The following is a 20695-nucleotide window of genomic DNA, read 5'->3' as shown; positions in this document are numbered from 1 at the left end:
CGCTTTATTACCCGCCCCGCAGCACGCGCTCCACGATGGTTTCGCAGAGGGCGTGGGTTAGGCGTATATCCTCCAGTTGTTTAGAGTCTGCACCGCCGTTGCGAACCGTGGCGATCCAGTGGTCGAGCATTGCCACGAAGCCCCGCTTGACCAGGGTAGGCTCCCAGTGACCGAACGACAGGTTATTTGTTTTTCCGTGCTGAAAGTGACTTCCCCGGTGCAGGTCCTCGATCAGCCAGGTATTGTCGGGGGTGAAATACTCTATCCGTTCTTCCGTAACTCCACTGATGCGGTTCATCCCGCCGGTGAGCAGGCAATCTTCCCGGGTCCAGCGTACCTGTAAATTAGCGAGCTTCCCTTCTACGAGACGGGAGTGTACTGTCAGGTCCGTTGCTGGTCCCGGGGCGAGAAAGCGCAGTCCATCCACTACGTGGATAAAATCGTCGAAAATGAAATGTCGAATATCTCCCGGCAGGTCGACCCGATTTTTTTGCCAATTAACCTGGAGGGTATTTGCATCCGCTCGGAGTGAACTGATCAGGGGGGCGTACCTGCGGTTGAATCCGACAAAGAGTGGTAGCCCTTGTCGTTCGGCCACTTCCAGTATTTGTTCCGCCCCGGCAAGTGAATAACTCAGTGGTTTGTCTACAAAGACCGGGATGCCGGCCTCCAATAATTTGGTAGTGATATCCACGTGGCTCTCGGTCGAAGTATGTACCATGGCGGCATCCGGTCGCTGAGCGATGAGGTCGTCTACGGTGGTACAGGTTTTCCGGATTCGATAGCGTTTGGCTAGTGACGTCAGTACTCTTTCGTCCCGGGTGCAGAGGATCGGCTCTACCCCGGGATATGCGGCCATTATCGGCAGGTATGCTTTTTGGGCGATGTCTCCGAGTCCGATGAGGGCGATGCGAAGGGGTGAGGTATGGGTCATGTGGTGAATATAGGCTAGAGGACTTCCGGGCTGGGCTGTTAAACGCGGATTTAGGTCGAGCGGCCTTTGGTCCGAGACGTATTGTCAACGCAGATTTAAACGGATTGTCTTCGCGGATTTTCGCAGATTTAGGTCGAGCGGTCTCTAATTTGAGACGTTATTTCACCACGGATGGCCACTGATTGATCACGGATTAGGTCGCACTCAGGTCGAGCGGCCTCTGGTTCGAGACGTTTTTTCAACGCAGATTTAGGCGGATTGTCTTCGCGAATTTTCGCGGATTTAGGTCGAGCGGATTTTGGTCTGAGACATTTTTTCACCATAGATGGTCACGGATTGATCATAGATTAGGTCACATTCAGGTTCAGCAACGTGTGGATCGGAGTTTACTTGCCGTGGGGAGTCCACGGTTACCCGACGCTTTGGGGGTGGCGAAGCAAATTTTAAATTTCACATTCCCAATTTTAAATCCTCCGGCCAAGCAGCCTCCGGTCCGAGATAGGTAACTCCGGTCCAGCGTACATTGCTTGTTGCCCGTTGCGCTGCACCTGCGTGCCCGCCCAAGTATGATTTATTATCTCATATATAAGCAATACGCCCGGTAATACGCCGTTTGTGGTGGGTAACATATCGAAACCGGTCTGAATATGCCGAAAGCGGACCCTAAACGGGAGTAGGCACTCACCTTATTTTACCCTATTTATGATTAAAAATTTTACCGCTATTCTGCTTGCCGCGCTTATGGTATTTTCGACCGGCTGCGCGAGCATTGTGAGTAAGAGCAATTATCCCGTTGTGATCGACAGCACTCCTACGAATGCCAAAATCACGATCACCGACAAAAAAGGAGTTGACGTATACCGTGGCAGTACACCCGCAACGATAAAATTGAAGTCCGGTAACGGCTTTTTCTCGAAGGCCCAGTATGTAGTTAAATTCGAGCTCGACGGCTACGATACCGGTATGGCGCCCATCGAATACAAACTCGACGGCTGGTACTTCGGAAACATCATCTTCGGCGGCTTCATCGGATTACTGATCGTCGACCCCGCAACCGGAGCCATGTATAAGCTCGATACGGAATTCATCAACCACAAACTATACAAGTCTACCGCCAGCGTGCTGCAGGAAGAACTGAAGGTATACACCCTCAACGACATTCCCGCCGAGTGGAAATCGCACCTGGTGGAACTATCCGAATAACCCATTTCCCGTTGATCTTCGAGCGCAGTGTTACCCAAGCGGTGGCATTGCGCTTTTTTTTTGCCCGTTACTCGAAGCACGAGCGGAGCCGTAAAATTTCAAATTTCAAATCTGAAATTTAAAATTGGGAATTTCACGCCTCCTCCGCCATCTGCCGCTCCACAATTTCGCTGTAGTACCCGCCATTGGCCAGGAGTTCTTCGTGGGTGCCGACTTCCGCTACCCTACCCTCTTCCAGCACGATGATCTTATCGAACTTGAGGTGGCCGTAGATGCGGTGGGTAATGATGATGGCCGTCTTATCCTGGAGCGCCTCGTTAAAGTAGCCGAGAATTTGCTGTTCGGTATTGGTATCGACCGCACTGAGCGCGTCGTCTAGAATAACGATATCCGGCCGTTTGATCAGGGCCCGGGCGATGGAAACCCGCTGCTTTTGTCCGCCGGAAAGGGTTACGCCGCGCTCGCCGACGAGGGTATCGAAGCCGAGTGGTAGATCTGCAATATCCTTGTATACGGCAGCGTACTTTGCAAACTGCTCGATCTCCTCGTTACTGGGATCGTGATCGGCACCGAAGGCGATATTTGCGCGGATGGTATCGGAGAAAAGGAACACATCCTGTGGCACGTAGCCGATGCGGCGGCGCAAATTGGCCAGACCTACCTCACGGATGTCCTTCCCGTCGATCAGAATCCGGCCACCGGTAACGTCGTACATGCGCAGCAGCAGGTCGGCCACGGAGGTTTTCCCCGAGCCGGTACGCCCGATAATGGCGAGTTTTTCGCCGGGTTGCAGCGAGAAGTTAAGTCCGTCGATCGCGCGGATACCGGTGTCGGGATAGACGAATTCTACGTTTTCGAAGGTGACGCCGCCCCTGATCTCGCTCCGGTACTCGGGATGAGGGTCGACGATAGTGGTTTTCGTGTCGAGGAATTCATTAATGCGCTTCTGGCTCGCCGAGGCCTGTTGCACGATGCTGGCGATCCAGCCGATGGCCGTAACGGGCCAGGTGAGCATATTGACGTAGATCACAAACTCGGCGATGTTACCCGCGGAGATCTCACCTGCGACTACCTGTAGTCCGCCGACGTATACGGTCAGGATCGTTGCCGCCCCCACCATAAAGATCATCAAGGGGAAGAACCAGGCGTCGATCTTGGCCAGGTTCACGCTCATGTCCTTATAGGTATCGCTCTGAGCGGCGAAGTACTGAATCTGCTGCCGCTCCCGCACGTAGCTCTTGACCACCCGGATGCCCGAGAATACCTCCTGGGCAATGCTCGTCAACCGCGCCAGTTGCTGCTGGATCAGCGTAGAGCGGGTGTGGATCAGGTTGCTCACGTAGTAAATGCTCACCGCCAGTACCGGCAGGGGAATGAGGGTATACAAGGTCAGCGTGGGACTCACCGCCAGCATACTGAAGATGACGAACAGGATGGTAGAGATCAGGTTGGCGCAGTACATCACGGCCGGACCGAGGTACATCCGCACCTTGTTCACGTCCTCGGTGATGCGCGACATCAGGTCGCCGGTGTTGTTGCGCTTGTAGAACTCCAGACTCAGGTCCTGGTAGTGATCGAAAATAACTTCCCGCAGGTCATATTCGATGAGCCGCGACATCACGATGATCGTTTGCCGCGTCAGATACAGGAAAAAACCCATGATAAAGGCCAGCATGAGAACCAGTCCGGCAAACAGCATCAGGGTGTGGCTCAGGATGCCGAAGAACTCCGATTGCACCGCAAAGCCGTCGTACAGTCGGTAAGAATTGACGTAATCGATTACCAGGTCCAGCGCCTCGCGGATCACCTGGGGCTGCAGGACCTGGAAGTAATTGGAGATGCAAATGAAGATGATCCCCAGCAACAGGCGCCAGCGGTATTTCCAAAAAAATCGGTTGAGGTACTTAAGGTCGCCCAAGGGGAAGGGGGGTTCGGAGGTCGTGATTGTGTGAACGCACCGGGGTGGAGATAGTTGGTCGCGGACGGCAACCTAAAGCGGGGCGCAGGCTTCCATTAGCCACTCCCATTCCTCTCCACTTACCAGCGGGCTGACCTTCTCCAAAACGCGTGCATGGTAGTCGTCCAGCCACTTTCTTTGCTGTGGGGTGAGCATGTCCGCATCGATCAACCGACGGTCGATCGGAAACAGAGTGACCGTCTCGAAGTGAAGCCACCCCTCCCGCTCCGATGCGTGTACGACGACCAGGTTTTCGATGCGGATGCCGTACGCTCCTTCCTTGTAGTAGCCCGGTTCGTTGCTGAGTACCATACCTGGTTCTAGGGGATGCTGGGCCGATTTGGAGCGTGGATTAGGGCTGATGCCCGCCGGTCCTTCGTGAACGTTGAGGAAAAAGCCTACGCCATGGCCGGTACCGTGGCCGTAGTTGAGCTCGTGCTGCCACAGCGGCCGCCGGGCCAGGGTATCGAGCTGTACGCCGCTGGTGCCGACCGGAAAGTGGGCCGTGGCCAGATCGATGTGCCCCTGAAGGACCAGGGTGAAATTGCGTCGCTGCTCCTCGCTGGGCTCACCCAGGGCGAAGGTCCGGGTGATGTCGGTGGTGCCGTTGTGGTACTGACCGCCACTGTCCACCAACAAGATACCCTCCGCACTCAGGGTAGCCGCCCCCTCGGGCGTGGCGTGGTAGTGAACGATGGCACCGTTCCCGCCGTAGCCGACGATCGGATTAAAACTTTCACTCACGTAGTTGGCGTACTGCCCCCGAAAGGCTGCCAGCTTTTCTCCTACTTCGTATTCCGTGACACCATCTACTACCGCTTCGTCAAGCCACCGACGCAGGCGCAACAGGGCTACCGCATCGTGGGTCATAACTTCACGTAGGTGATCTAGCGCCACCTCGTTTTTAATTCCTTTCCAGCGGGGGATGGGGCTGGCGATGCCGCACACTTCCACTCCCCCGGCTGCCGTGGCCAGGTATACGGAGGTAGTGTCCGGGTCGAATCCGATGTCGGCATCTGCCGCATTCAACCGGCGCAGGTAGCTTGCCGTATCGGTGTAGGCCAGTCGTTTCAGTTCGGGAAGCTTAGCGGCCCAGGGGGCAAGGGCTTCGGATTGCTGGGCAAACACCGCATGATCGCCCCGCCGGCCGGCGATGAGGTAGCCAACCATGAGGGGGTTAAAGTCCACGTCCGTCCCCCGCAAATTCAGCAACCAGGCGAGTTCGTCGAGGGCGGAGATCAGGAAGTAATCGAGGTTGTGCTCGGTCATCCAGTCGGTCAGTTGCTGCAGTCTGTCTTCCCACTTTTCTCCGCTGAATTTGGCCAGGTGTTCGCTGATCGGGCGGTTGGGGAGTTCCGGGCGGTCGGGCCAGATCAGTCCGGGCAAGTCGAGTCCGGTCTTCAGGTGGATCTCGTGCTTCTCCAGTTTTTTCTCCAGTCGGCGGGCGGCCGTCGCGCTGAATACCCGGCCGTCGACGCCTACCGTCTGCCCCCGCAGCAGGTGCTCACCGAGCCAGTCGGCGTATTCGGGGGTGTGGGGGGTCTTTAGTTTCATCAGCTGGATGCCGGTTCCGGCCAGTTCCGTTTCCGCCTGCAGGAAGTAGCGGCTGTCGGTCCACAATTTCGCCTCGTGCAGCGTCACCACCAGCGTTCCTGCCGAGCCCGAAAAGCCGCTTAGCCATTCCCGCGTAGCCCAGCGCGGCGCGGGGTATTCGCTCTGGTGGGGGTCGGCGCTGGGGATCACGTAGGCATCCAATTGGTGTTCCAGCATCTGGTGGCGGAGGGCGGCGAGTTTTTCGGGGGTGGTCAAGGGGAGGGGGGTTGAGGGGTGGAAGGAATGAAGGGGTTGAGGGGAAGAGGGATTGAGGGGGCGCGGGCGGCGGCGCGCGGGTGCAGGCTATTAGGATGAAGGCTAAAAATAACGGTTCCCGACAGTTTGCTCCGTGGGTTCGCTGGTGTAATGGTGTTAGCCTGATTTGGTCCGTAGCTTTACGGCATGTTTGAAATTAGTTCCGTACTGCAATTGGAATCGGGTAACCCTGAGGCCTACCGCACTGCCGAGGGGGTATATAATCTACTGCCCGAAGCGGACAGGTCTCCCGATTACGTCGAGCACTATCAGCGCGATGCCCTCGCCTTCGATTACTTTGTCGAACCCGTCGATCCGGCCACGGTACACGAAAATGCCCGACTGCACCAGGAAATTCTCCGTCGCTTGCCCAGTACGGCGCAAGTGGTGCTTGACGTAGGTTGCGGAAATGGCTGGGTAGCGCGTGAGCTTCTGCCGGAGAAGGAGGCCGTTATTTCCTTCGATCTTTCGCTACACAATACCACGGAAACATATCGTCGCAATCTGAAAAGCAATCATTTCGCCGTGGCGGGTGACGTGCTTCACTTGCCCTTCCGCGACGGCTCCGTCGATGCCATCGTTTCTTCCGAAGTGATGGAGCACGTGCCGGATGTGCCCAATTACCTTTCCGAGCTCATCCGCGTGGTGAGACCCGGGGGTACCATCGTAATCTCCACGCCCTACAACGAAACGATACAGTACTCCCTGTGCATTCACTGCAACCGACGAACGCCCCTACACGCTCATCTCCACAGTTTTAACGAAACGTTGGTGGCCTCGTTGCTGGCTCCTTTCCCGGATATCAAGTACGAAACCATCACCCTTTCCAATAAGGCATTACTGTATTTGCGCACGCACAAGTTTCTACAGGTCCTTCCCTTTAGCGCCTGGCGAATGGTGGACAAACTGGCAAATCGGGTGGTGAAAAAACCCTCGCGGCTGGTGATTGTCGTTCGCAAATAAGGTTGGTCTCAGGTTGAGTGGCCTCTAGTCCGAGACAAATTTTTATCGCGGATTGACTACGTCTCTAGTCACTATTCGGCGGACGACTTAGCGTCGGCCGACGAGGTGGCACAGTCGGCCGACGAGCAGTTACGTTACCCACCAGTATGCCAGGAAGAGTCCTAATAGGTAAGTACCATACCACCGCAGGTCCGCATAATTGTGCCAGTCGGTTCCGGTGCAGTAGCGGAGGTAAAGGACCAGGCAAACTTCGTGAAAGTAACTGGCGATGACGGTCGCCCAGATGATCCCCAGCAGTCCGTAGCGTGGTGCGAGGGCGAGGGATAAGACGACGTTGACGGCGAGCTCGAGTAGGCCCCAGAGGTATAGTTTCCTGGTTTCGTTGAGTGCGGTGAGTACCGTCATCGCGAAGACCAGTCGGCAACCTACGACCAGCAGGTAGGTGTAGAACACGGGGAGGCTATCGGCAAAGGCCTCGGTGAAGACGCGGGTCCACCACCATTCGGCGGTGAGCATCATGAGGAACGTGAGGGCGAAGATGTAGTGGAACAATTTTCGCGATTGGTCCCGCAAAATCTTCAGCCCCCCTTCCTTATCCCGGGCGATAACCGGAATGGCGACCACCGTCATCCCGTTAATGAGGGCAGCCAGGAAGGGCAGCTCGCGCACCCCGTAGCGGAAAATGGCAAATATCTCCTCATCCCCACCCGACCAGTAATTGACGATCCACGGGTCCACCGCCGAAACAAGGGCACCTACGGTGGCGTAGGCCATCAGCGGGCGGCTGATCCGCAGCCAGTTACTCATTTCGGCCCGTGAGTCGGTGTCGGTTAGGACTGGATTCTTTCGGCTACCCACCAATGACCACAGCACTAAACCGAAAGCCTTTGCTCCCGCGAAGCCCGCCAAAACCTTCATTGCGCTTAACAGGTCGTACCCCAAATAGAGGGGAAGCAGCAGCGAAAGGACGAGTCCGAGCGCATTGAAGACAGCGTAAAGGGTAAGCAGCCCCGCGCGCCCGGTGAGCAACAACGCCTGTTCAAAACAGTACGAGGGCCAGCGGCTGAGCAGGAGAACAAAGAAAAAGTACCAGCCAACGGGTGCGTCATCGAGTTGCAGCACGACGAACAACTGAGCGTGAAAGAGGGCAGCGATCGCCAGAATGCCCGCGGAGAAGAGACCGGTCGTGATGACGGCTGCCCGCGCGAAGCCCTCAGCCTGTAGCCCGGCAAACTTCCCCATTTTGATCAGGAACCCCTGGAGCAGGCCGGTGGTCCAGCCGAAGCCAAGTACGAAGCCGAGGAACAAGAGACTTTCCCATTCGCCGATCTGTTCGGTGGGTATACCCAGCCGGGGGAGCGCCAGGGCAATGATGATGTACGCCCCCTGCCGTACGGCCTGATTGAACTGACCGGCCCTGACCAGTCCGCTAGAGGTCAACCGTGTGGTGGGTGAAGTCTAGTCCGTAATCCTTCATTTCCTCCAGTACGGGTTCGTAGACTTCTCGCATGGTAGGGATGTGTACGCCGGTCGTCTGGATCTTGCCTTCACTCATCAGGCGCACGAAAATTCCGAGGGGTAGGCCGACCAGGCGTGCCATGGCGGTATCCTGGGCATTTTCACCCTTCATCACCAGGTTAGATACATCGCGGAAGGAGCGGCCGTTGGCCTGGTAGTCGATCTGGTGTTGCATCACGATCAGGTCCTTGTCTTCGGGCTGGAGCTGCCAGCGGTCGAGGAGGAGGTTTTCGAGAATGAGCGCGGGGGTGGCTCCCTTTAGTTTGATGCGCTTCTTACGGAATAAGCCGAGCCAGACGAGGCGTTCCATCACTTCGCCGTTGGGGTCGAGTTTGAGCATTTGTGCGATGCGGTCCTTCACCGAGCCGCTGCCGTTGGGCGCCAGGGCTTCCATCAATTCGTGATAGGTGATGCTGCTGCTGTCGAGGATGGGGAAGTCGCCGTCGGTCATTCCGATGCGTACCAGTGCGTTCCAGGCCGCGCAAAATCCCGGATAGCGGAGGGTGCCACGGAGTATGGTGGGTATGTTTTGTAGTCCGTACTGCTCGCGGTAAAGGAGGCTGTCGCGATTGGCGTAGGCTTCGAATTTTCCGACGCCCTCGATGTCTACGTCCCACGTATTGGAGAACAGGCGGTAATAGGGGAGGTACTTGAGTTTCCCCTCATCTAGGTACTGTGCGGTTCCCTGCCCGGCCAGTACTACGTTGCGGGGGTTCCAGGTGAATTTATAGCCCCAGGGGTTGTCGTTGCTTTCCGGGGAGATCAGTCCGCCGGTGAAGGATCGAAAAGCCGTGACCGTCCCACCCTTTTCCCGGATGGCATTGATGCGCTGCATGGCCGACATGTGGTCGATGCCGGGATCCAGTCCCATTTCTCCCATGAACATCAGTTCCCGGTCGCGGGCCTCATCGCCAAGGCGGTACAGCTCCTGACTGACGTAGCTGGCGGTGACCAGGTGTTTCTTTAACCGAATGCAGTCCTGCGCTACCTCAATGTGCAGGTGGGCCGGCAGAAGAGAGACCACAATATCCGAGCGCCCGATGAGTTCGCGCCGGTCGTTGGTTTTGGTCACGTCGAGCCAGGCGGTCGTTCCGCGGGGGTGGTTGTTGACCTTTGCCGCTGCCGCTGCCGGGTCGGCATCCGCCACCGTCACGTTCCAACCGAGGCGTTCGCTGTTGTCAAGGGCGTACTTGATGAGGGCGGAAGAGGAGCGGCCGGCGCCGATGATGAGGATTCGGGAGGACATGGGAAGGGGGGAGGTAATGTAAAAGGGGGTAGAACTGTAGTACGGTAGGAGGTAGTACAATAGTACGGTAGAGATCCTATAAAACCATACAAGCTTTGAAAGGGGGCGAGGTCACGCTACCGGAACATTAAACTGAGGGTACCTTAGACAAGCACTGGCAAGCCGCAGTCAGGTAAGCTTATGCAGGTGTTTGCAAACGCATGTAGTCGTCTATATATGGATATTTGACGAATGATAAGACCATTTCTGTCGACTTTCGCAAAAAACGGCGATATGGCGACCTCGAAATTCAGAAATTGGCTGGCTTATCAGAAAGGATTAGCTTTAGCTATATCAATTCGCAATCTCTGCAGTACGTTTCCAACGAGTGAACGCTGGAAGTTAACGGATCAAATCACTCGATCTTCCAGATCGGTCTGTGCAAATTTAGCTGAAGCTTATGGGCGAAGAGCATACCTGAAACATTACCAAGCAAAACTTGCCGATTGCATTTCAGAAAACTACGAAACGCAGGTTTGGCTTGACCTAGCCCTGGCACATAACTACTTGACAGAAGCGCACTACGCTAAATACATTACCGCTTCCGAAGAAGTAGGCAGGTTACTCTCCCACATGAGAAACAACCCTCATCAATTTACCAAGGCAGGAACCAGAAGCACAAAGTGAACTCTTCAACAAACCAGCAAATAAGAGGCTACTGTACTACCGTACTATCATACTACTGTACTACCGTACTATTTACCCCTCTACTTCCATCTCCTCCATAATCGTATCATCCACCAACACGCGGCTGCAGTGCTCGCAGGCCATGAGGCGCTTACGCTGGCTGATTTCGAGCTGTTGCTGGGGCGGGATGGCGTTGAAGCAACCGCCGCAGGCGTTGCGCTCGACGGTCACGACGGCGAGGCCGTTGCGGTAGTTGTTGCGGGTCTTGTCGTAGGCGCGCAGGAGGCGATCTTCGATGATCTTGCGCTGCTTGTCGGAGGCGCGGCGGAGCTTTTTCTCCTCCTTCTCGGTTTTGGCGATGATGCTCTTGAGCTCCTCCTGCTTTACTTCGAGCAATTTGAGTTTGGCGTCGCGGCGCTCCTTAGTGGCATCGAGGGTAGCCTGACGACCTTCCAGATCCTCGCTGGCGGTCTTGGCTTTCTTCTGGCTGAGCTGGATCTCGAGACGTTGCATCTCGGTTTCCTTCATCAGGGCCTCGTACTCGCGGTTGTTCTTAACATTGTTCATTTGCTCCTCGTAGCGGGAGATGAGCATGTCGGACTCGTTGACGTTCGCGTCGTGGCGGCTGATCTCGGTGCGCAGTTCGTCGACGATGGCTTCGGTCCGGCTGATGCGGGTCTCGAGGCCGGCGATCTCGTCTTCGAGGTCACTTACTTCCATGGGAAGCTCGCCTTTGAGGATTTCAATCTCGTCGATCTGAGAATCAATGAGTTGCAGGCGATATAGTTCGCGCATTTTTTCTTCAACCGTCAGTTCGGTGGGGGCAGCAGCGGCCATGCAGGATAGCTTTATAAAGTGAAGGGTCCTTTAGACATAGTAGCGGACCGGATTCGTGTTCCGCTCCGTCGAAAGGACCGCAAAGGTAGTAAATTCTTTACTTAACAAGTCCGCAAGTAATTGAGTTGTAAACTGTTCGCTTTCGTAGTGCCCGATGTCGCAAATCACCAGCTCGCCGTCGGCATCGAAAAACTCGTGGTACTTGTAGTCGGCCGTCACAAAAGCCTGCGCCCCGGCTCGTTTTGCATCCTCCAGCAGAAAGCCGCCCGCACCACCGGCCACGGCCACGGTACGAACCGGAGTTCCCAGCAAGGGGGTGTGGCGCACTACGGTTGCCAGCATACGCTCCTGCAAAAGCGCCAGAAAGTCCGTTTCGGGCAGCGGTTCGGGCAGTTCCCCCACCATGCCGGAGCCTACGGTCTCCTCTTCATTTTTGGCCTTTAACAGTCGCAGGTCGGTCAGTCCGAGCCGCTCGGCGAGCCGCTCGTTGACCCCGCTGAAGCGGACGTTGTCGAGGTTGGTATGGATGGCGTAGATGGCGATGCCAAGGCGGATGGCTTTAATCACCGTACGTTCTACGTAGTTGGCACCATTCAACCGCTTCAGCCCCCGGAACACGATGGGGTGATGGGCCACAACGACATTGCACCCGCGCGCCGCCGCCTCCGCTATGATGTCTTCCGTACAGTCGAGGGAGGTAAGGATTCCGGTGACTTCCTCCGCCGGGTCGCCAACGATCAGGCCGGCGTTGTCGTAGCTCTCCTGCAGGTGCACGGGAGCGATGCCTTCGAGGTAATCGGTGACTTGCCGGATGGTCATAAACGTAAGTTTGGGCGGGAACGCAGGAGCGGGCAATTATCCGATGAGCTCGAGAATACCGGTCGTAGAATGCCCCTCCAGGAAGGGAAGGACCTCCACGGTGCCCCCCCAGCTTCTTACTTCGGGAGCTCCGACGATGGTGCTTTCGGTGTAGTCGCCGCCCTTGGTGAGAATATCGGGGCGTAGGATTTTGATCAATTCGAGGGGCGTATCTTCTTCGAAGGCTACTACGCCGTCTACGAAAAAGAGGCTGGCGAGCAGTTGCATCCGGGCGGCCAGGGGCATCACGGGACGGGAATCTCCCTTCAGGCGTCGTACGCTGGCGTCGGAATTCACTCCGACGATGAGGCGTTGTCCGAGTCCGGCGGCCTGGGCCAGGTAGGTGAGGTGGCCGGGGTGCACGAGGTCGAAGACGCCGTTGGTGAATACCGTGGGTTGGCTCCGCGTCCGCCAACCACAGCGGCGGCGGCTCAGTTCGGTGAGGGGGAGGAGCTTATCGTAAACCAGTTCGAGAGGCGTCATGGCGAATATTCGCTGAGAAATTGGGTTGGGCCCTTCAAGCTAGCCCTTTAAACAGTGATTATTCGTGTTAGCGACCGGATAAAACGTATATTTATTTCCGCACTCCCGCCCGGTACCGCTTCCACGCATTGTACGTGAGGCGAAACGGAGTGACCACCGCCGCCATAATCGCCCATATTCCGAAGAAGCGAAACTCGGCGTGCATGTAGCGGTCCATCGTCTCTCCCACCGCCGGGTCGAGTGATTTGACGAGTACGTCCGGTCCCCGCTCATCGAAGAAAATAATGAACCCGTTAAAGGCCTGGATCATGTAAAAGATCAGGGGAATCAGGGCGAGGGCCAGACCGGCCTGTACGATCAGATGATCGCGCAGCCAGCTTACGCGTAGGAGAAAAAGGTAGCGCGTGAGCGTCACGGCCACGACGACGTAGATGAAGTTGGGAACGAAGAAGGGAAACTCCGGGATCGAATCGTAGATCGGCAGCAGCACGAGCGCGGCCAGTACCAGGGCGAAGGCCCACCAGGCCAGCTCGAAGACCGCCGTTGCCGCTCGTTTATTTTTTAGCAAAGTGATCGCGGATTTTCTCGAACAGCTCGACGCCGATGTTGTCCTGCGCCTCGTTGGTAGCCGCTCCGATGTGGGGCGTAACGCTGGCGCGGGGGTGCTCGAGCAGGTCGCGGCGGGGTTTGGGCTCACCGACGAAAACATCGAGGGCGACGCCGGCGACCTTGCCGCTGTTCAGTGCTTCCAGGAGGGCATCTTCGTTGATGACGCCGCCGCGGCTGGTGTTGGCAATGATGACGCCGTCCTTCATGCTGGCGATCTCGTCGGTGTTGATTAGGTTGCCGCCGGGCACGTGGATAGTGATGTAGTCGGCCTGCTTGATGGCTTCCTCGAGGGAGATCGTCTTAATGGGGAAGTCGATGCTGCGCCCGTCGGCAAATTCCAGCTTGACGGTGTCTTCCTCCTTAAAGGGATCCACGGCGACTACCTTCATGCCCAGACCGAGACCGATGCGGGCGGCGGCCATTCCAATGCGACCGAAGCCGATCACGGCCAGGGTGCGGCCGCGCAGCTGTTGTCCGCCGGCGTAGGCCTTCTTGAGTTTGTTGAAGTCGCCATCCTTGGCTACCAGTTCGCGGTTGGAGCGGTGAATGAAGCGGCTCAGGGCAAAGAAGTGGCCGAAGACCAGTTCGGCAACGGCTTCGCTGGAGGCGGCGGGGGTGTTGTAGGTGGGGATTCCCTTGCTTTCGGCGTATTCGTGGTCGATGTTGTCGATGCCAACGCCGCCGCGCAGGATGGCTTTGAGATTGGGGCTGGCGTCGATCAGTTCCTTGCGCACTTTCGTGGCGCTGCGGACGATGATGGCGTCGAAGTTATTGAGTTCGGTCATCAGGTCGTCCTGGGCGATCTTATCGGTGACGACTTCGTAGCCGGCGTCTTCCAAAAGTTGTTTGCCGTTGTCGGCGATACCATCGTTTGCGAGAATGCGGATCATAGCGGGGATAATTTGGGGGCCGCAAAGATAACCCACGTGTCCCGTACCTTTGTGCTATGGTCATCGACATCGTTTGCCTCATATTTCTTGCTTACGGTTTCTGGGTCGGCTATAGCCGGGGGATAATTTCTACCGTGCTCAGCCTGGTCAGTTACATCTTCGGCGTACTGGCGGCCATGAAATTCGGCCCGATTGCGGGGGACATGATCTTCGACGCCTTCCCGGCCGTCACGAGTGCGGGGGGCTTTATCATCGGGGTCGTGCTACTGTTTTTCCTGACGCTCATTCTGTTCCGCATCCTGGCGCGGGGCCTCACGGGCTTTATGGAATCGGTCAACATCAACTTCATCAACCAGGTACTGGGCGGCTTGCTTTCCGGTCTCTTCTTCACCTTCATCTTTTCCGGGCTCGTCTACTTCGGCGACCGCAGCAAGATCATCACCGACGAGGTAAAGGCCGACAGCATCACCTATCCCGTGCTCATCCAGCTGCCTGATATCGTCATCGAACGGGGCAAGGCGCTATTTCCCATTTTCTACGATTTCTACGAGCAAGCCGTCAACGCCATGGACCGCCTAAAGGACAACGTTGAGCGGGGGGAGAGTGATAGTATTTTTGACTTGGAAGAATAGGGGTAGTCGGGTAGTACGGTAGTCAGGTAGTACGGTAGTAGGTACATACAGCCTACCGTACTACCGTACTAAATGACTACCGTACTAATATTCATTATCTTCCACACCAGCTCCTTCAGCAACTCGTGCTCTCCCTTGCCGGCTAGGTTGCTGTCGACGCCCTTGCTCTTTAGGTCGTATTCGCGGAGGAGGGCGAAGAGGCGTTGGAGGGCGGGTTCGCTGTAGTTGCGGGCGGTCTTTTCGTAGTCTTCGAGGAAGAAGTCGAAGCGGAGGCCGAGGACCTTCATGATCTCCTGGCGGCTTTCGCGTTTGCGGTGAAGTTCTTTAAGTAGGTAGACCTTGCTAAAGTAGTTGTAGAGGCTTCCGGTCACCATGGGCAGGGGGGCGGCCTTGGGGTTGGCGCGGAAGTAGTTGAGGATGCGGGCGGACTTTACCGTATCGTGGTGGCCGATGGCCCGTTGCAGCTCGAAGACGTTGTAATCCTTGCTTACGCCCACCTGGTCTTCTACGATCTGGGTTGTAATTTCGGTGCCCGGGGATAGGTTAAGCATGAGCTTGTCCAGCTCGTTCGTGATCTTGCCGAGGCTAGTGCCCAGAAACTCGGCGAGGAGGTTGCTGGCTTCGGGCTGGATGCGGTACTTGCGGTCGCGGAGGTAGCCGCTGATCCAGTTGGGCACCTTGTTGTCGTACAGCCCCTTCGACTCGAAGACGACGCCGTTCTGTTTGATGTTCTTCGTGAGGGCGAGGTTGCCGTTCAGCTTCTTGTGCTTGTGGCTGATGACGAGCACCGTAGTGGGCGCGGGCTTGGCGGCGTAAGCGGCCAGTTCCTTCAGGTCGCGCATATCCTGGGCTTCGCGGAGGATGATCAGTTGGCGCTCCGCCATCATCGGAAAGCGGCGGGCGGCGTCGATCACCTGCAGGTGCTCGGTATCCTTTCCGTAGAGAATGGTCTGATTAAAGGCCCGCTCGTGCTCCTGTAGGGCGTGCTGCTCAATGGACTCCTCGAGCTGGTCGATGAAGTACGGCTCCTCCCCGTGCAGCAGGTAGATGGGGGCGAAGTCTTTGGCCTTTACGGATTTGAGGAGGGAAGAGAAGTCCAAGAGGAATTTACAGTTTACTAGGTCAAATGTACGTGGAAGTCGTCGGCCGACCGAGGTACGAGGCTCGTCCGACGAGGGGCCGTCGTCGTCGTCGTCGTCGGCCGACCGAGGTACGAGGCTCGTCCGCCGACTATTCGATCAAGCTAACTGGTGATGGGCCTGCCTTTGTTCCGGCGTGATTGCCCTTGGGCCCGACTCGGCGGACGAGCTTAGGCTCGGCCGACGAGGGGCCGTCGTCGTCGGCCGACCGAGGTACGAGGCTCGTCCGACGACTGGTTAAATTAATCCCCCATCGCCTCCAGCAACACCCCACACGCCCATTCGATCTCTTCGTGGGTAATCGTCAGCGGCGGGGCGATGCGTAAACTACGCTCATTAAAGAGGAACCAGTCGGTAATCAGCCCCCGTTCCAGACAGCGGGCGATCACGCGGCGGATCTCATCGAAGTCACCCAGCTCCACCGCCATCCACAGCCCGGCGGAGCGGATGTCGCGGATCTTTGGGTGAACAAGTAGCCGGCGGAAGAGAGCCTCTTTCTCCCCTACCGAAGCAATGAGTTCTGCGTCCCGGGTCAGGGTCTGCAACGTAGCCAGTCCTGCCGCGCAGCTCACCGGATGACCACCGAAGGTAGTGATGTGGCCCAGTACCGGATTTTCGGTCAGGGCGCGCATGATTTCCCGACCGGCCACGAAGGCGCCCAATGGCATGCCCCCACCGAAGCCTTTGGCGAGCAGCAGAATATCCGGCACCACACCATACTGCTCGAAGGCAAAGAGGGTGCCGGTACGACCCATACCGGCCTGAATCTCGTCGAGGATCAACAGCGCACCCACCTCGTCGCACCGCCTGCGCACCGCCTGCAACCATTCCTTGCGCGGCCTCCGAATGCCCCACTCCGCCTGTACGGTCTCCAGAACGACGGCGGCGGTTTGGGGGGTGATGAGTTTCAGCCCAGCGTCATCATTGAATTCCAGGTGATCGACACCCGGCAGCAGGGGGTGAAAGGCACGGGTAAAGTCCTTCGGCCACATCAGGCTGGCCGCCCCCTGGGTGCTTCCGTGGTAAGCATACGTAGCCGAGACGATCCCGGCCCTCCCCGTCACCCGCTTGGCCAGTTTCATAGCCCCCTCGGTGGCCTCGGTTCCGGAATTCGTGAAGTACACATTGTCGAGACTCGCGGGCAAGTGCGCACACAGCAGCGTAGCCAATTCCACCTGAGGCCCTAGCACGAACTCCCCGTATACTAAGGTATGCATATAGGTGCCCGCCTGCCGCTGTACGGCCTCCACCACGGCGGGGTGGTTGTGCCCCAGTGCGCTCACCCCGATGCCGGCAATGAGGTCCAGGTAACGCTTCCCGGCGGTATCGATGAGGTAAACGCCCTCCCCCCCGGCGATCTCGAGCCCCATGGGAGCCGGACTGGTCTGGGCAATATGTTTCAAAAAATTGGCACGCTGCATCCCGCAAAAGTACAATGCTGCCTCTCCCGATAGCTATCGGGGAAATTTAGCTCCCCTACAACTCCTCCAGCTCATTCACCAACCTCCCCAGCTCCTCCGCCGAAAGATGCGCCCGTGCCGCCACCAGCGTCGTCCGGTCCTCCTCCCGCACCACCGCCATCAGTTCCCGCACCTTTTTGTTCTCGTACCGCACGGTCAGCGTCACCCGCTGTCCTTCTTGCGTTCGCATATCCGCCCAGCGTTCGAAGCCGCGGTACCGCTCCAGGCTGTACAGCAGGTTGCCGATGCTCGATTCGGGCCGCTGAAAGTCTTCGTTCAGGTAGGTAACCATCCGCACCGTACCCAGCTCGCCCAGCAATTTGAAGAGAATTTTCTCGTCGTGGTCGTCGCTGGCCGTAGCCCCGATGTCGCTGGCCAGTCCGACCATCCAGCCGGGGACCTTGAACGCTACGTTTTCCTCCCCGCGGCGGTGCTCTTTGATGAAGTCGCGGATCACGATGTCCTGGGCGTGGAGTGCCGTGGTAAGCAGGACCATTAGTAGGAAGAATCTCATGGGTACGTAATTAAATGGTGGGTGAATGAGTGGGCGGATTAGTCGAGGGCGCGCTGCAGATCAGAAAGCTTGCTGAGGTCGATGTTGCCGACGAAGCTGAGCATGGCGAAGGTGTCGTTGGCCCCCACCAGCAGGAAAAGTTCGTTGACGATGGCGTCCTGGTTTTGGATGAATGCTTCGACATTCTGCCCGTCCTGCGTACGCACCTTGAAGAGCAGTTCGTAGGCGTCGGTATTGATGCGCCCCTTCGCACTTTTGTAGAATTCCAGCGGCGTTACGTCGGTGTGCAGCACCCGGATTCCCTTGATGTCCTTTACCACTTCCAGGATGGCCTTTACTTCGTCCTCATCAATCTCGTCGAGGTCGATCTTAGCATCGTTAAACAGCTCAAACATCTTCCCGCTTACGTACACCGCCGTAAAGCGCTGATCGTCTACGTACTCACTGAAGTAATTCGAAATGGCATCCAGCGGCACATCTTTTTGCGCGGACGCAGGTGCCAGGTAAAGCACGAAGAGCAAAGCGATCAGGTATTTCATCGGTACATAGTTTGGTTGGCCTTAGCCGGGTTGGTAAATTTTAATCCAGGATCTCCTCCACCTCACGCAACTCGCGCAGCGTAATTGCGGGTCCCTGTTTCATTTTTTCGGAGGTCGTTTTCAGCACCGCCTTAAGTATGCGCAGCGCCTCCCCCTCATCGGTGACCTCGTAGCGACTCCAGTCCACGGGCTGCCGCTCGGCTACCGGGAATGCCGTCACGGCGGGTGCCGTACTCAGCTGGGCGAAACGGGCCACCAGCACCAGGAGCAGTGCCGCGGCGATGGCTAAGAGTATCCGGGGCAGCCGGCGGGTTTTTGTCGGTCGGCGCGGCGCGACCACCGCCCGTTCCACCTCCCAGTAGCGGAACAGGGGGATGTAGGGTTGCAGCGTCGGGTCTACATTTTCACTTTGGAAGTAGGTCCGCAGCTCCTTCTCCTCCGCCAGGCTGGTCTCCCCGGCGAAGTAGCGTTGCATGAGTTCTTTGGCTAGTTGGTGATTCATCTTTCTACGATCTTTTCGTTCAGCAGCAACTCCCGCAGTTGCATGCGCCCCCGGTGCAGGTACACTTTCACTTTTTCCATGGTCAGTCCCGTTGCTTCCACGATTTCACGGTAGCTCATCCCCTCCACCTCGCGCAGGTGAAGCACGATGCGCTGCTCGGCGGGCAACCGCGCCATCAACCGGTGAATGTGGTACAGGGTGTCCTCCGTTTCGACCAGCCGGTGCGGCGTTTCCAGGCATTGGTCGGAGTGTGCCGCCGCACCTTCGTTGTTCGACCGGCTTGATCTGGATCGCAATCGGTCGATGGCCCGGTTGTGGGTCATTTTCAGCAGCCAGGCCGGCGGATTGTCGAGCCGTACGATCTCCTCCCGTTTTTGCCAACTGCTGATCAGCACCTCCTGCACTACATCTTCCGCATCTCCCCCGTCGCCCGTCATCCGCAGCGCCAGCCGGTAAAGGCGGTCGCGAACCGAATCAGCAATGGAAGTAAAGCTCTGCACAATTGGCGTTTGATTGGTACACGGATCAACCTACTGGCTTTGTTACAGGGTACGCCACCTTTTTCTACCAACTTCAATCGATTAGTCGGCGGACGAGCCTCGTGCCTCGGTCGGCCGACAACTGCGCCCCTCGTCGGCCGAGCCCAAGCTCGTCCGCCGAGTCGGGCCAGAGGAGAGTCACATAGAAACAAGGGTCAGGCCCACCACCACTCAACTCAGTCGAATAGTCGGCGGACGAGCCTCGTGCCTCGGTCGGCCGACGACGGCCTAAACCTCCGCCCCCAGCCAAACTTCGCACCCCTCCGTACAATTTTGGCAGATGTCGATCTCCGCCCGGCCCTTCAGCAGTTTGGTGCGAAAATCGTCGTAGGCGGCCCCGTCCCAGACCTCGGCTAGAGATTGGCTCTTCACGTCGCCGAGGCGGTGGGTGACGTCCTTATCGAAGCAGCAGGGCGCGACCAGGCCGTCCCAGGTGATGACGCAGCTGTGCCAGAGCTTCCAGCAGTGGTTTTGGAGCTTGTTTTTGATTCCGTAGGTGCCGTCGCCCTTTTTATAGTAGCGGGCGTACTGCTCCTGCTCCGGCATCAGGGGGTTGCCGTGCGCGTAGTCGTAGAGCTGGGCCGATTTGAATTTCACCTCGTCAATTCCGATCTCGTCGGCCAGACGAACGACTTCGCCCATTTGGTGCTCGTTGGGTTTTACGACTAGGAACTGGAAAATCAGGTGGGGGGTAACCGACTTCATCTCCCGTTTCCACTTCACCAGGTTGCGGGCGCCGTGGAGTACGGTGTCCAGCTTTCCGGATTTACGGTACTGCTCGTACACTTCCTGGGTAGTGCCGTCGACGCTGATGATGAGGCGGTCGAGACCGCTCGCAATGGTCCGCCGGGCATTGGCGTCGTTGAGGAAGTGGCCGTTGGTGGAGGTAATGGTGTACACGCCGCGGTCGCTGGCTTCCTTCACCATGTCGAGAAAGTCGGGATTGATGTACGGCTCCCCCTGAAAATAGAAGATCAGGTAGAGCAGGCGATCGGCGATATCGTCCATGGTGCGCCGAAAAAAGTCTGCCTTCAGGTTACCGGTGGGGCGGGTGAATTGGCGCAGCCCACTTGGGCACTCCGGGCAGCGCAGGTTGCAGGCGGTGGTGGGTTCGAAGGACACCGTAAACGGCTTTCCCCACACCACCGGCCGCTGCAGCCAGCGGGTGGCGTAGTAGCTGGCGGTGACTTTTACGGCGTTGGTTACCCGGCGTGGCGTAAGTTTGCGTAAGAAATTGAGCGTGTCCGCCGGGTAAAGCTTGGCCATGCCCCAAAGATAAAGGAACCGGTCCGCGCTAACGAACCGGCTTCCCTAAAGACTATGTAATCAACTAATACAATCTTCTTTGCTCCTGCGTC

The 20695-nt window shown here is 57.3% G+C and carries 21 protein-coding genes; 4 read left to right on the top strand and 17 right to left on the bottom strand.

The genetic code is table 11. The features are described from left to right. Positions 1-7: 7 nt before the first annotated feature. Entirely contained in the window at positions 8-934 is a 927-nt protein-coding gene (locus tag GGR28_RS11370; protein WP_183495906.1) for a Gfo/Idh/MocA family protein, read from the bottom strand. A 702-nt stretch (positions 935-1636) separates the two neighbouring features. Between GGR28_RS11370 and GGR28_RS11365 the strand changes: the two genes are divergently transcribed. Then, positions 1637-2137: a peptidase associated/transthyretin-like domain-containing protein gene (locus tag GGR28_RS11365; protein ID WP_183495905.1), complete on the top strand. Its 501-nt coding sequence runs from the start codon at positions 1637-1639 to the stop codon at positions 2135-2137. Between the two features lie 133 nt (positions 2138-2270). Here the strand turns inward: GGR28_RS11365 and GGR28_RS11360 are convergent, their stop codons facing one another. Continuing rightward, the gene (locus tag GGR28_RS11360; RefSeq protein WP_183495904.1) at positions 2271-4055 is read right to left on the bottom strand and encodes an ABC transporter ATP-binding protein; all 1785 of its coding nucleotides are present in this window, start codon (positions 4053-4055) and stop codon (positions 2271-2273) included. Positions 4056-4127: 72 nt separating this feature from the next. Further along, entirely contained in the window at positions 4128-5903 is a 1776-nt protein-coding gene (locus GGR28_RS11355) for an aminopeptidase P family protein (protein WP_183495903.1), read from the bottom strand. Positions 5904-6089: 186 nt separating this feature from the next. Here GGR28_RS11355 and GGR28_RS11350 point away from each other — a divergent pair, with 186 nt between their 5' ends. Beyond that, the gene (locus GGR28_RS11350) at positions 6090-6905 is read left to right on the top strand and encodes a class I SAM-dependent methyltransferase (RefSeq protein ID WP_183495902.1); all 816 of its coding nucleotides are present in this window, start codon (positions 6090-6092) and stop codon (positions 6903-6905) included. Between the two features lie 129 nt (positions 6906-7034). On the opposite strand, the gene GGR28_RS11345 is transcribed toward GGR28_RS11350, so the two are convergent. Together GGR28_RS11345 and GGR28_RS11340 are read right to left on the bottom strand one after the other, a co-directional pair. Next, entirely contained in the window at positions 7035-8345 is a 1311-nt protein-coding gene (locus GGR28_RS11345; RefSeq protein WP_183495901.1) for a lipopolysaccharide biosynthesis protein, read from the bottom strand. After that, positions 8335-9669, bottom strand: a complete 1335-nt coding sequence (locus GGR28_RS11340) for a saccharopine dehydrogenase C-terminal domain-containing protein (RefSeq protein ID WP_183495900.1) — start codon at positions 9667-9669, stop codon at positions 8335-8337. Before GGR28_RS11340 ends, GGR28_RS11345 begins: the two co-directional genes overlap by 11 nt. A gap of 231 nt (positions 9670-9900) precedes the next feature. Here GGR28_RS11340 and GGR28_RS11335 point away from each other — a divergent pair, with 231 nt between their 5' ends. Beyond that, complete coding sequence (locus GGR28_RS11335) at positions 9901-10335, top strand: four helix bundle protein (RefSeq protein ID WP_319936723.1); 435 nt, start codon at positions 9901-9903, stop codon at positions 10333-10335. A gap of 72 nt (positions 10336-10407) precedes the next feature. Here the strand turns inward: GGR28_RS11335 and GGR28_RS11330 are convergent, their stop codons facing one another. The 5 genes from GGR28_RS11330 to GGR28_RS11310 form a co-directional block, all read right to left on the bottom strand. Continuing rightward, the gene (locus tag GGR28_RS11330) at positions 10408-11172 is read right to left on the bottom strand and encodes a zinc ribbon domain-containing protein (RefSeq protein ID WP_183495898.1); all 765 of its coding nucleotides are present in this window, start codon (positions 11170-11172) and stop codon (positions 10408-10410) included. A gap of 30 nt (positions 11173-11202) precedes the next feature. Next, positions 11203-11991 (bottom strand): Nif3-like dinuclear metal center hexameric protein, encoded by a 789-nt coding sequence (locus GGR28_RS11325; protein WP_183495897.1) that lies wholly within the window; start codon positions 11989-11991, stop codon positions 11203-11205. Between the two features lie 36 nt (positions 11992-12027). Continuing rightward, positions 12028-12513 carry a D-glycero-beta-D-manno-heptose 1-phosphate adenylyltransferase gene (rfaE2, locus tag GGR28_RS11320; RefSeq protein WP_183495896.1) on the bottom strand — a complete coding sequence of 162 codons (486 nt, stop codon included), beginning with the start codon at positions 12511-12513 and terminating at the stop codon, positions 12028-12030. 91 nt (positions 12514-12604) lie between these two features. Continuing rightward, positions 12605-13081: a hypothetical protein gene (locus tag GGR28_RS11315; protein ID WP_183495895.1), complete on the bottom strand. Its 477-nt coding sequence runs from the start codon at positions 13079-13081 to the stop codon at positions 12605-12607. Then, positions 13068-14012, bottom strand: a complete 945-nt coding sequence (locus GGR28_RS11310; protein ID WP_183495894.1) for a D-2-hydroxyacid dehydrogenase — start codon at positions 14010-14012, stop codon at positions 13068-13070. Before GGR28_RS11310 ends, GGR28_RS11315 begins: the two co-directional genes overlap by 14 nt. Positions 14013-14068: 56 nt before the next feature. Between GGR28_RS11310 and GGR28_RS11305 the strand changes: the two genes are divergently transcribed. Next, on the top strand, positions 14069-14644 hold the full coding sequence (locus GGR28_RS11305; RefSeq protein ID WP_183495893.1) for a CvpA family protein: 576 nt from the start codon (positions 14069-14071) through the stop codon (positions 14642-14644). A 68-nt stretch (positions 14645-14712) separates the two neighbouring features. Here the strand turns inward: GGR28_RS11305 and holA are convergent, their stop codons facing one another. The 7 genes from holA to GGR28_RS11270 form a co-directional block, all read right to left on the bottom strand. Then, a complete protein-coding gene (gene holA / locus GGR28_RS11300) occupies positions 14713-15744 on the bottom strand; it encodes a DNA polymerase III subunit delta (RefSeq protein WP_183495892.1) in 1032 nt (343 codons plus the stop codon). A gap of 281 nt (positions 15745-16025) precedes the next feature. Continuing rightward, positions 16026-17153, bottom strand: a complete 1128-nt coding sequence (locus tag GGR28_RS11295) for an aspartate aminotransferase family protein (RefSeq protein ID WP_183495992.1) — start codon at positions 17151-17153, stop codon at positions 16026-16028. Between the two features lie 106 nt (positions 17154-17259). Beyond that, on the bottom strand, positions 17260-17757 hold the full coding sequence (locus tag GGR28_RS11290) for a DUF4252 domain-containing protein (protein ID WP_183495891.1): 498 nt from the start codon (positions 17755-17757) through the stop codon (positions 17260-17262). A gap of 38 nt (positions 17758-17795) precedes the next feature. Then, positions 17796-18296 carry a DUF4252 domain-containing protein gene (locus GGR28_RS11285; RefSeq protein WP_183495890.1) on the bottom strand — a complete coding sequence of 167 codons (501 nt, stop codon included), beginning with the start codon at positions 18294-18296 and terminating at the stop codon, positions 17796-17798. A gap of 40 nt (positions 18297-18336) precedes the next feature. Beyond that, on the bottom strand, positions 18337-18798 hold the full coding sequence (locus GGR28_RS11280; protein ID WP_183495889.1) for a hypothetical protein: 462 nt from the start codon (positions 18796-18798) through the stop codon (positions 18337-18339). Continuing rightward, the gene (locus GGR28_RS11275) at positions 18795-19298 is read right to left on the bottom strand and encodes an RNA polymerase sigma factor (RefSeq protein ID WP_183495888.1); all 504 of its coding nucleotides are present in this window, start codon (positions 19296-19298) and stop codon (positions 18795-18797) included. The genes GGR28_RS11280 and GGR28_RS11275 overlap by 4 nt, the downstream gene beginning before the upstream one ends. Positions 19299-19565: 267 nt before the next feature. Then, on the bottom strand, positions 19566-20603 hold the full coding sequence (locus GGR28_RS11270) for an SPASM domain-containing protein (RefSeq protein ID WP_183495887.1): 1038 nt from the start codon (positions 20601-20603) through the stop codon (positions 19566-19568). Positions 20604-20695: the final 92 nt, after the last annotated feature.

The organism is Neolewinella aquimaris (genome assembly GCF_014197245.1).
In the GTDB taxonomy this organism is placed as follows: domain Bacteria; phylum Bacteroidota; class Bacteroidia; order Chitinophagales; family Saprospiraceae; genus Neolewinella; species Neolewinella aquimaris.
This window is presented reverse-complemented; position numbering and strand designations above follow the sequence as displayed.

Excerpts from the sequence above, each read along its gene's own strand:
- GGR28_RS11370 (WP_183495906.1), bottom strand. The coding sequence starts at position 934 with ATGACCCATACCTCACCCCTTCGCATCGCCCTCATCGGACTCGGAGAC.
- GGR28_RS11365 (WP_183495905.1), top strand. The coding sequence starts at position 1,637 with ATGATTAAAAATTTTACCGCTATTCTGCTTGCCGCGCTTATGGTATTT.
- GGR28_RS11350 (WP_183495902.1), top strand. The coding sequence starts at position 6,090 with ATGTTTGAAATTAGTTCCGTACTGCAATTGGAATCGGGTAACCCTGAG.
- GGR28_RS11340 (WP_183495900.1), bottom strand. The coding sequence starts at position 9,669 with ATGTCCTCCCGAATCCTCATCATCGGCGCCGGCCGCTCCTCTTCCGCC.
- GGR28_RS11335 (WP_319936723.1), top strand. The coding sequence starts at position 9,901 with ATGATAAGACCATTTCTGTCGACTTTCGCAAAAAACGGCGATATGGCG.
- GGR28_RS11330 (WP_183495898.1), bottom strand. The coding sequence starts at position 11,172 with ATGGCCGCTGCTGCCCCCACCGAACTGACGGTTGAAGAAAAAATGCGC.
- GGR28_RS11325 (WP_183495897.1), bottom strand. The coding sequence starts at position 11,991 with ATGACCATCCGGCAAGTCACCGATTACCTCGAAGGCATCGCTCCCGTG.
- rfaE2 (WP_183495896.1), bottom strand. The coding sequence starts at position 12,513 with ATGACGCCTCTCGAACTGGTTTACGATAAGCTCCTCCCCCTCACCGAA.
- GGR28_RS11310 (WP_183495894.1), bottom strand. The coding sequence starts at position 14,012 with ATGATCCGCATTCTCGCAAACGATGGTATCGCCGACAACGGCAAACAA.
- GGR28_RS11305 (WP_183495893.1), top strand. The coding sequence starts at position 14,069 with ATGGTCATCGACATCGTTTGCCTCATATTTCTTGCTTACGGTTTCTGG.
- GGR28_RS11295 (WP_183495992.1), bottom strand. The coding sequence starts at position 17,153 with ATGGGGCTCGAGATCGCCGGGGGGGAGGGCGTTTACCTCATCGATACC.
- GGR28_RS11290 (WP_183495891.1), bottom strand. The coding sequence starts at position 17,757 with ATGAGATTCTTCCTACTAATGGTCCTGCTTACCACGGCACTCCACGCC.
- GGR28_RS11285 (WP_183495890.1), bottom strand. The coding sequence starts at position 18,296 with ATGAAATACCTGATCGCTTTGCTCTTCGTGCTTTACCTGGCACCTGCG.
- GGR28_RS11280 (WP_183495889.1), bottom strand. The coding sequence starts at position 18,798 with ATGAATCACCAACTAGCCAAAGAACTCATGCAACGCTACTTCGCCGGG.
- GGR28_RS11270 (WP_183495887.1), bottom strand. The coding sequence starts at position 20,603 with ATGGCCAAGCTTTACCCGGCGGACACGCTCAATTTCTTACGCAAACTT.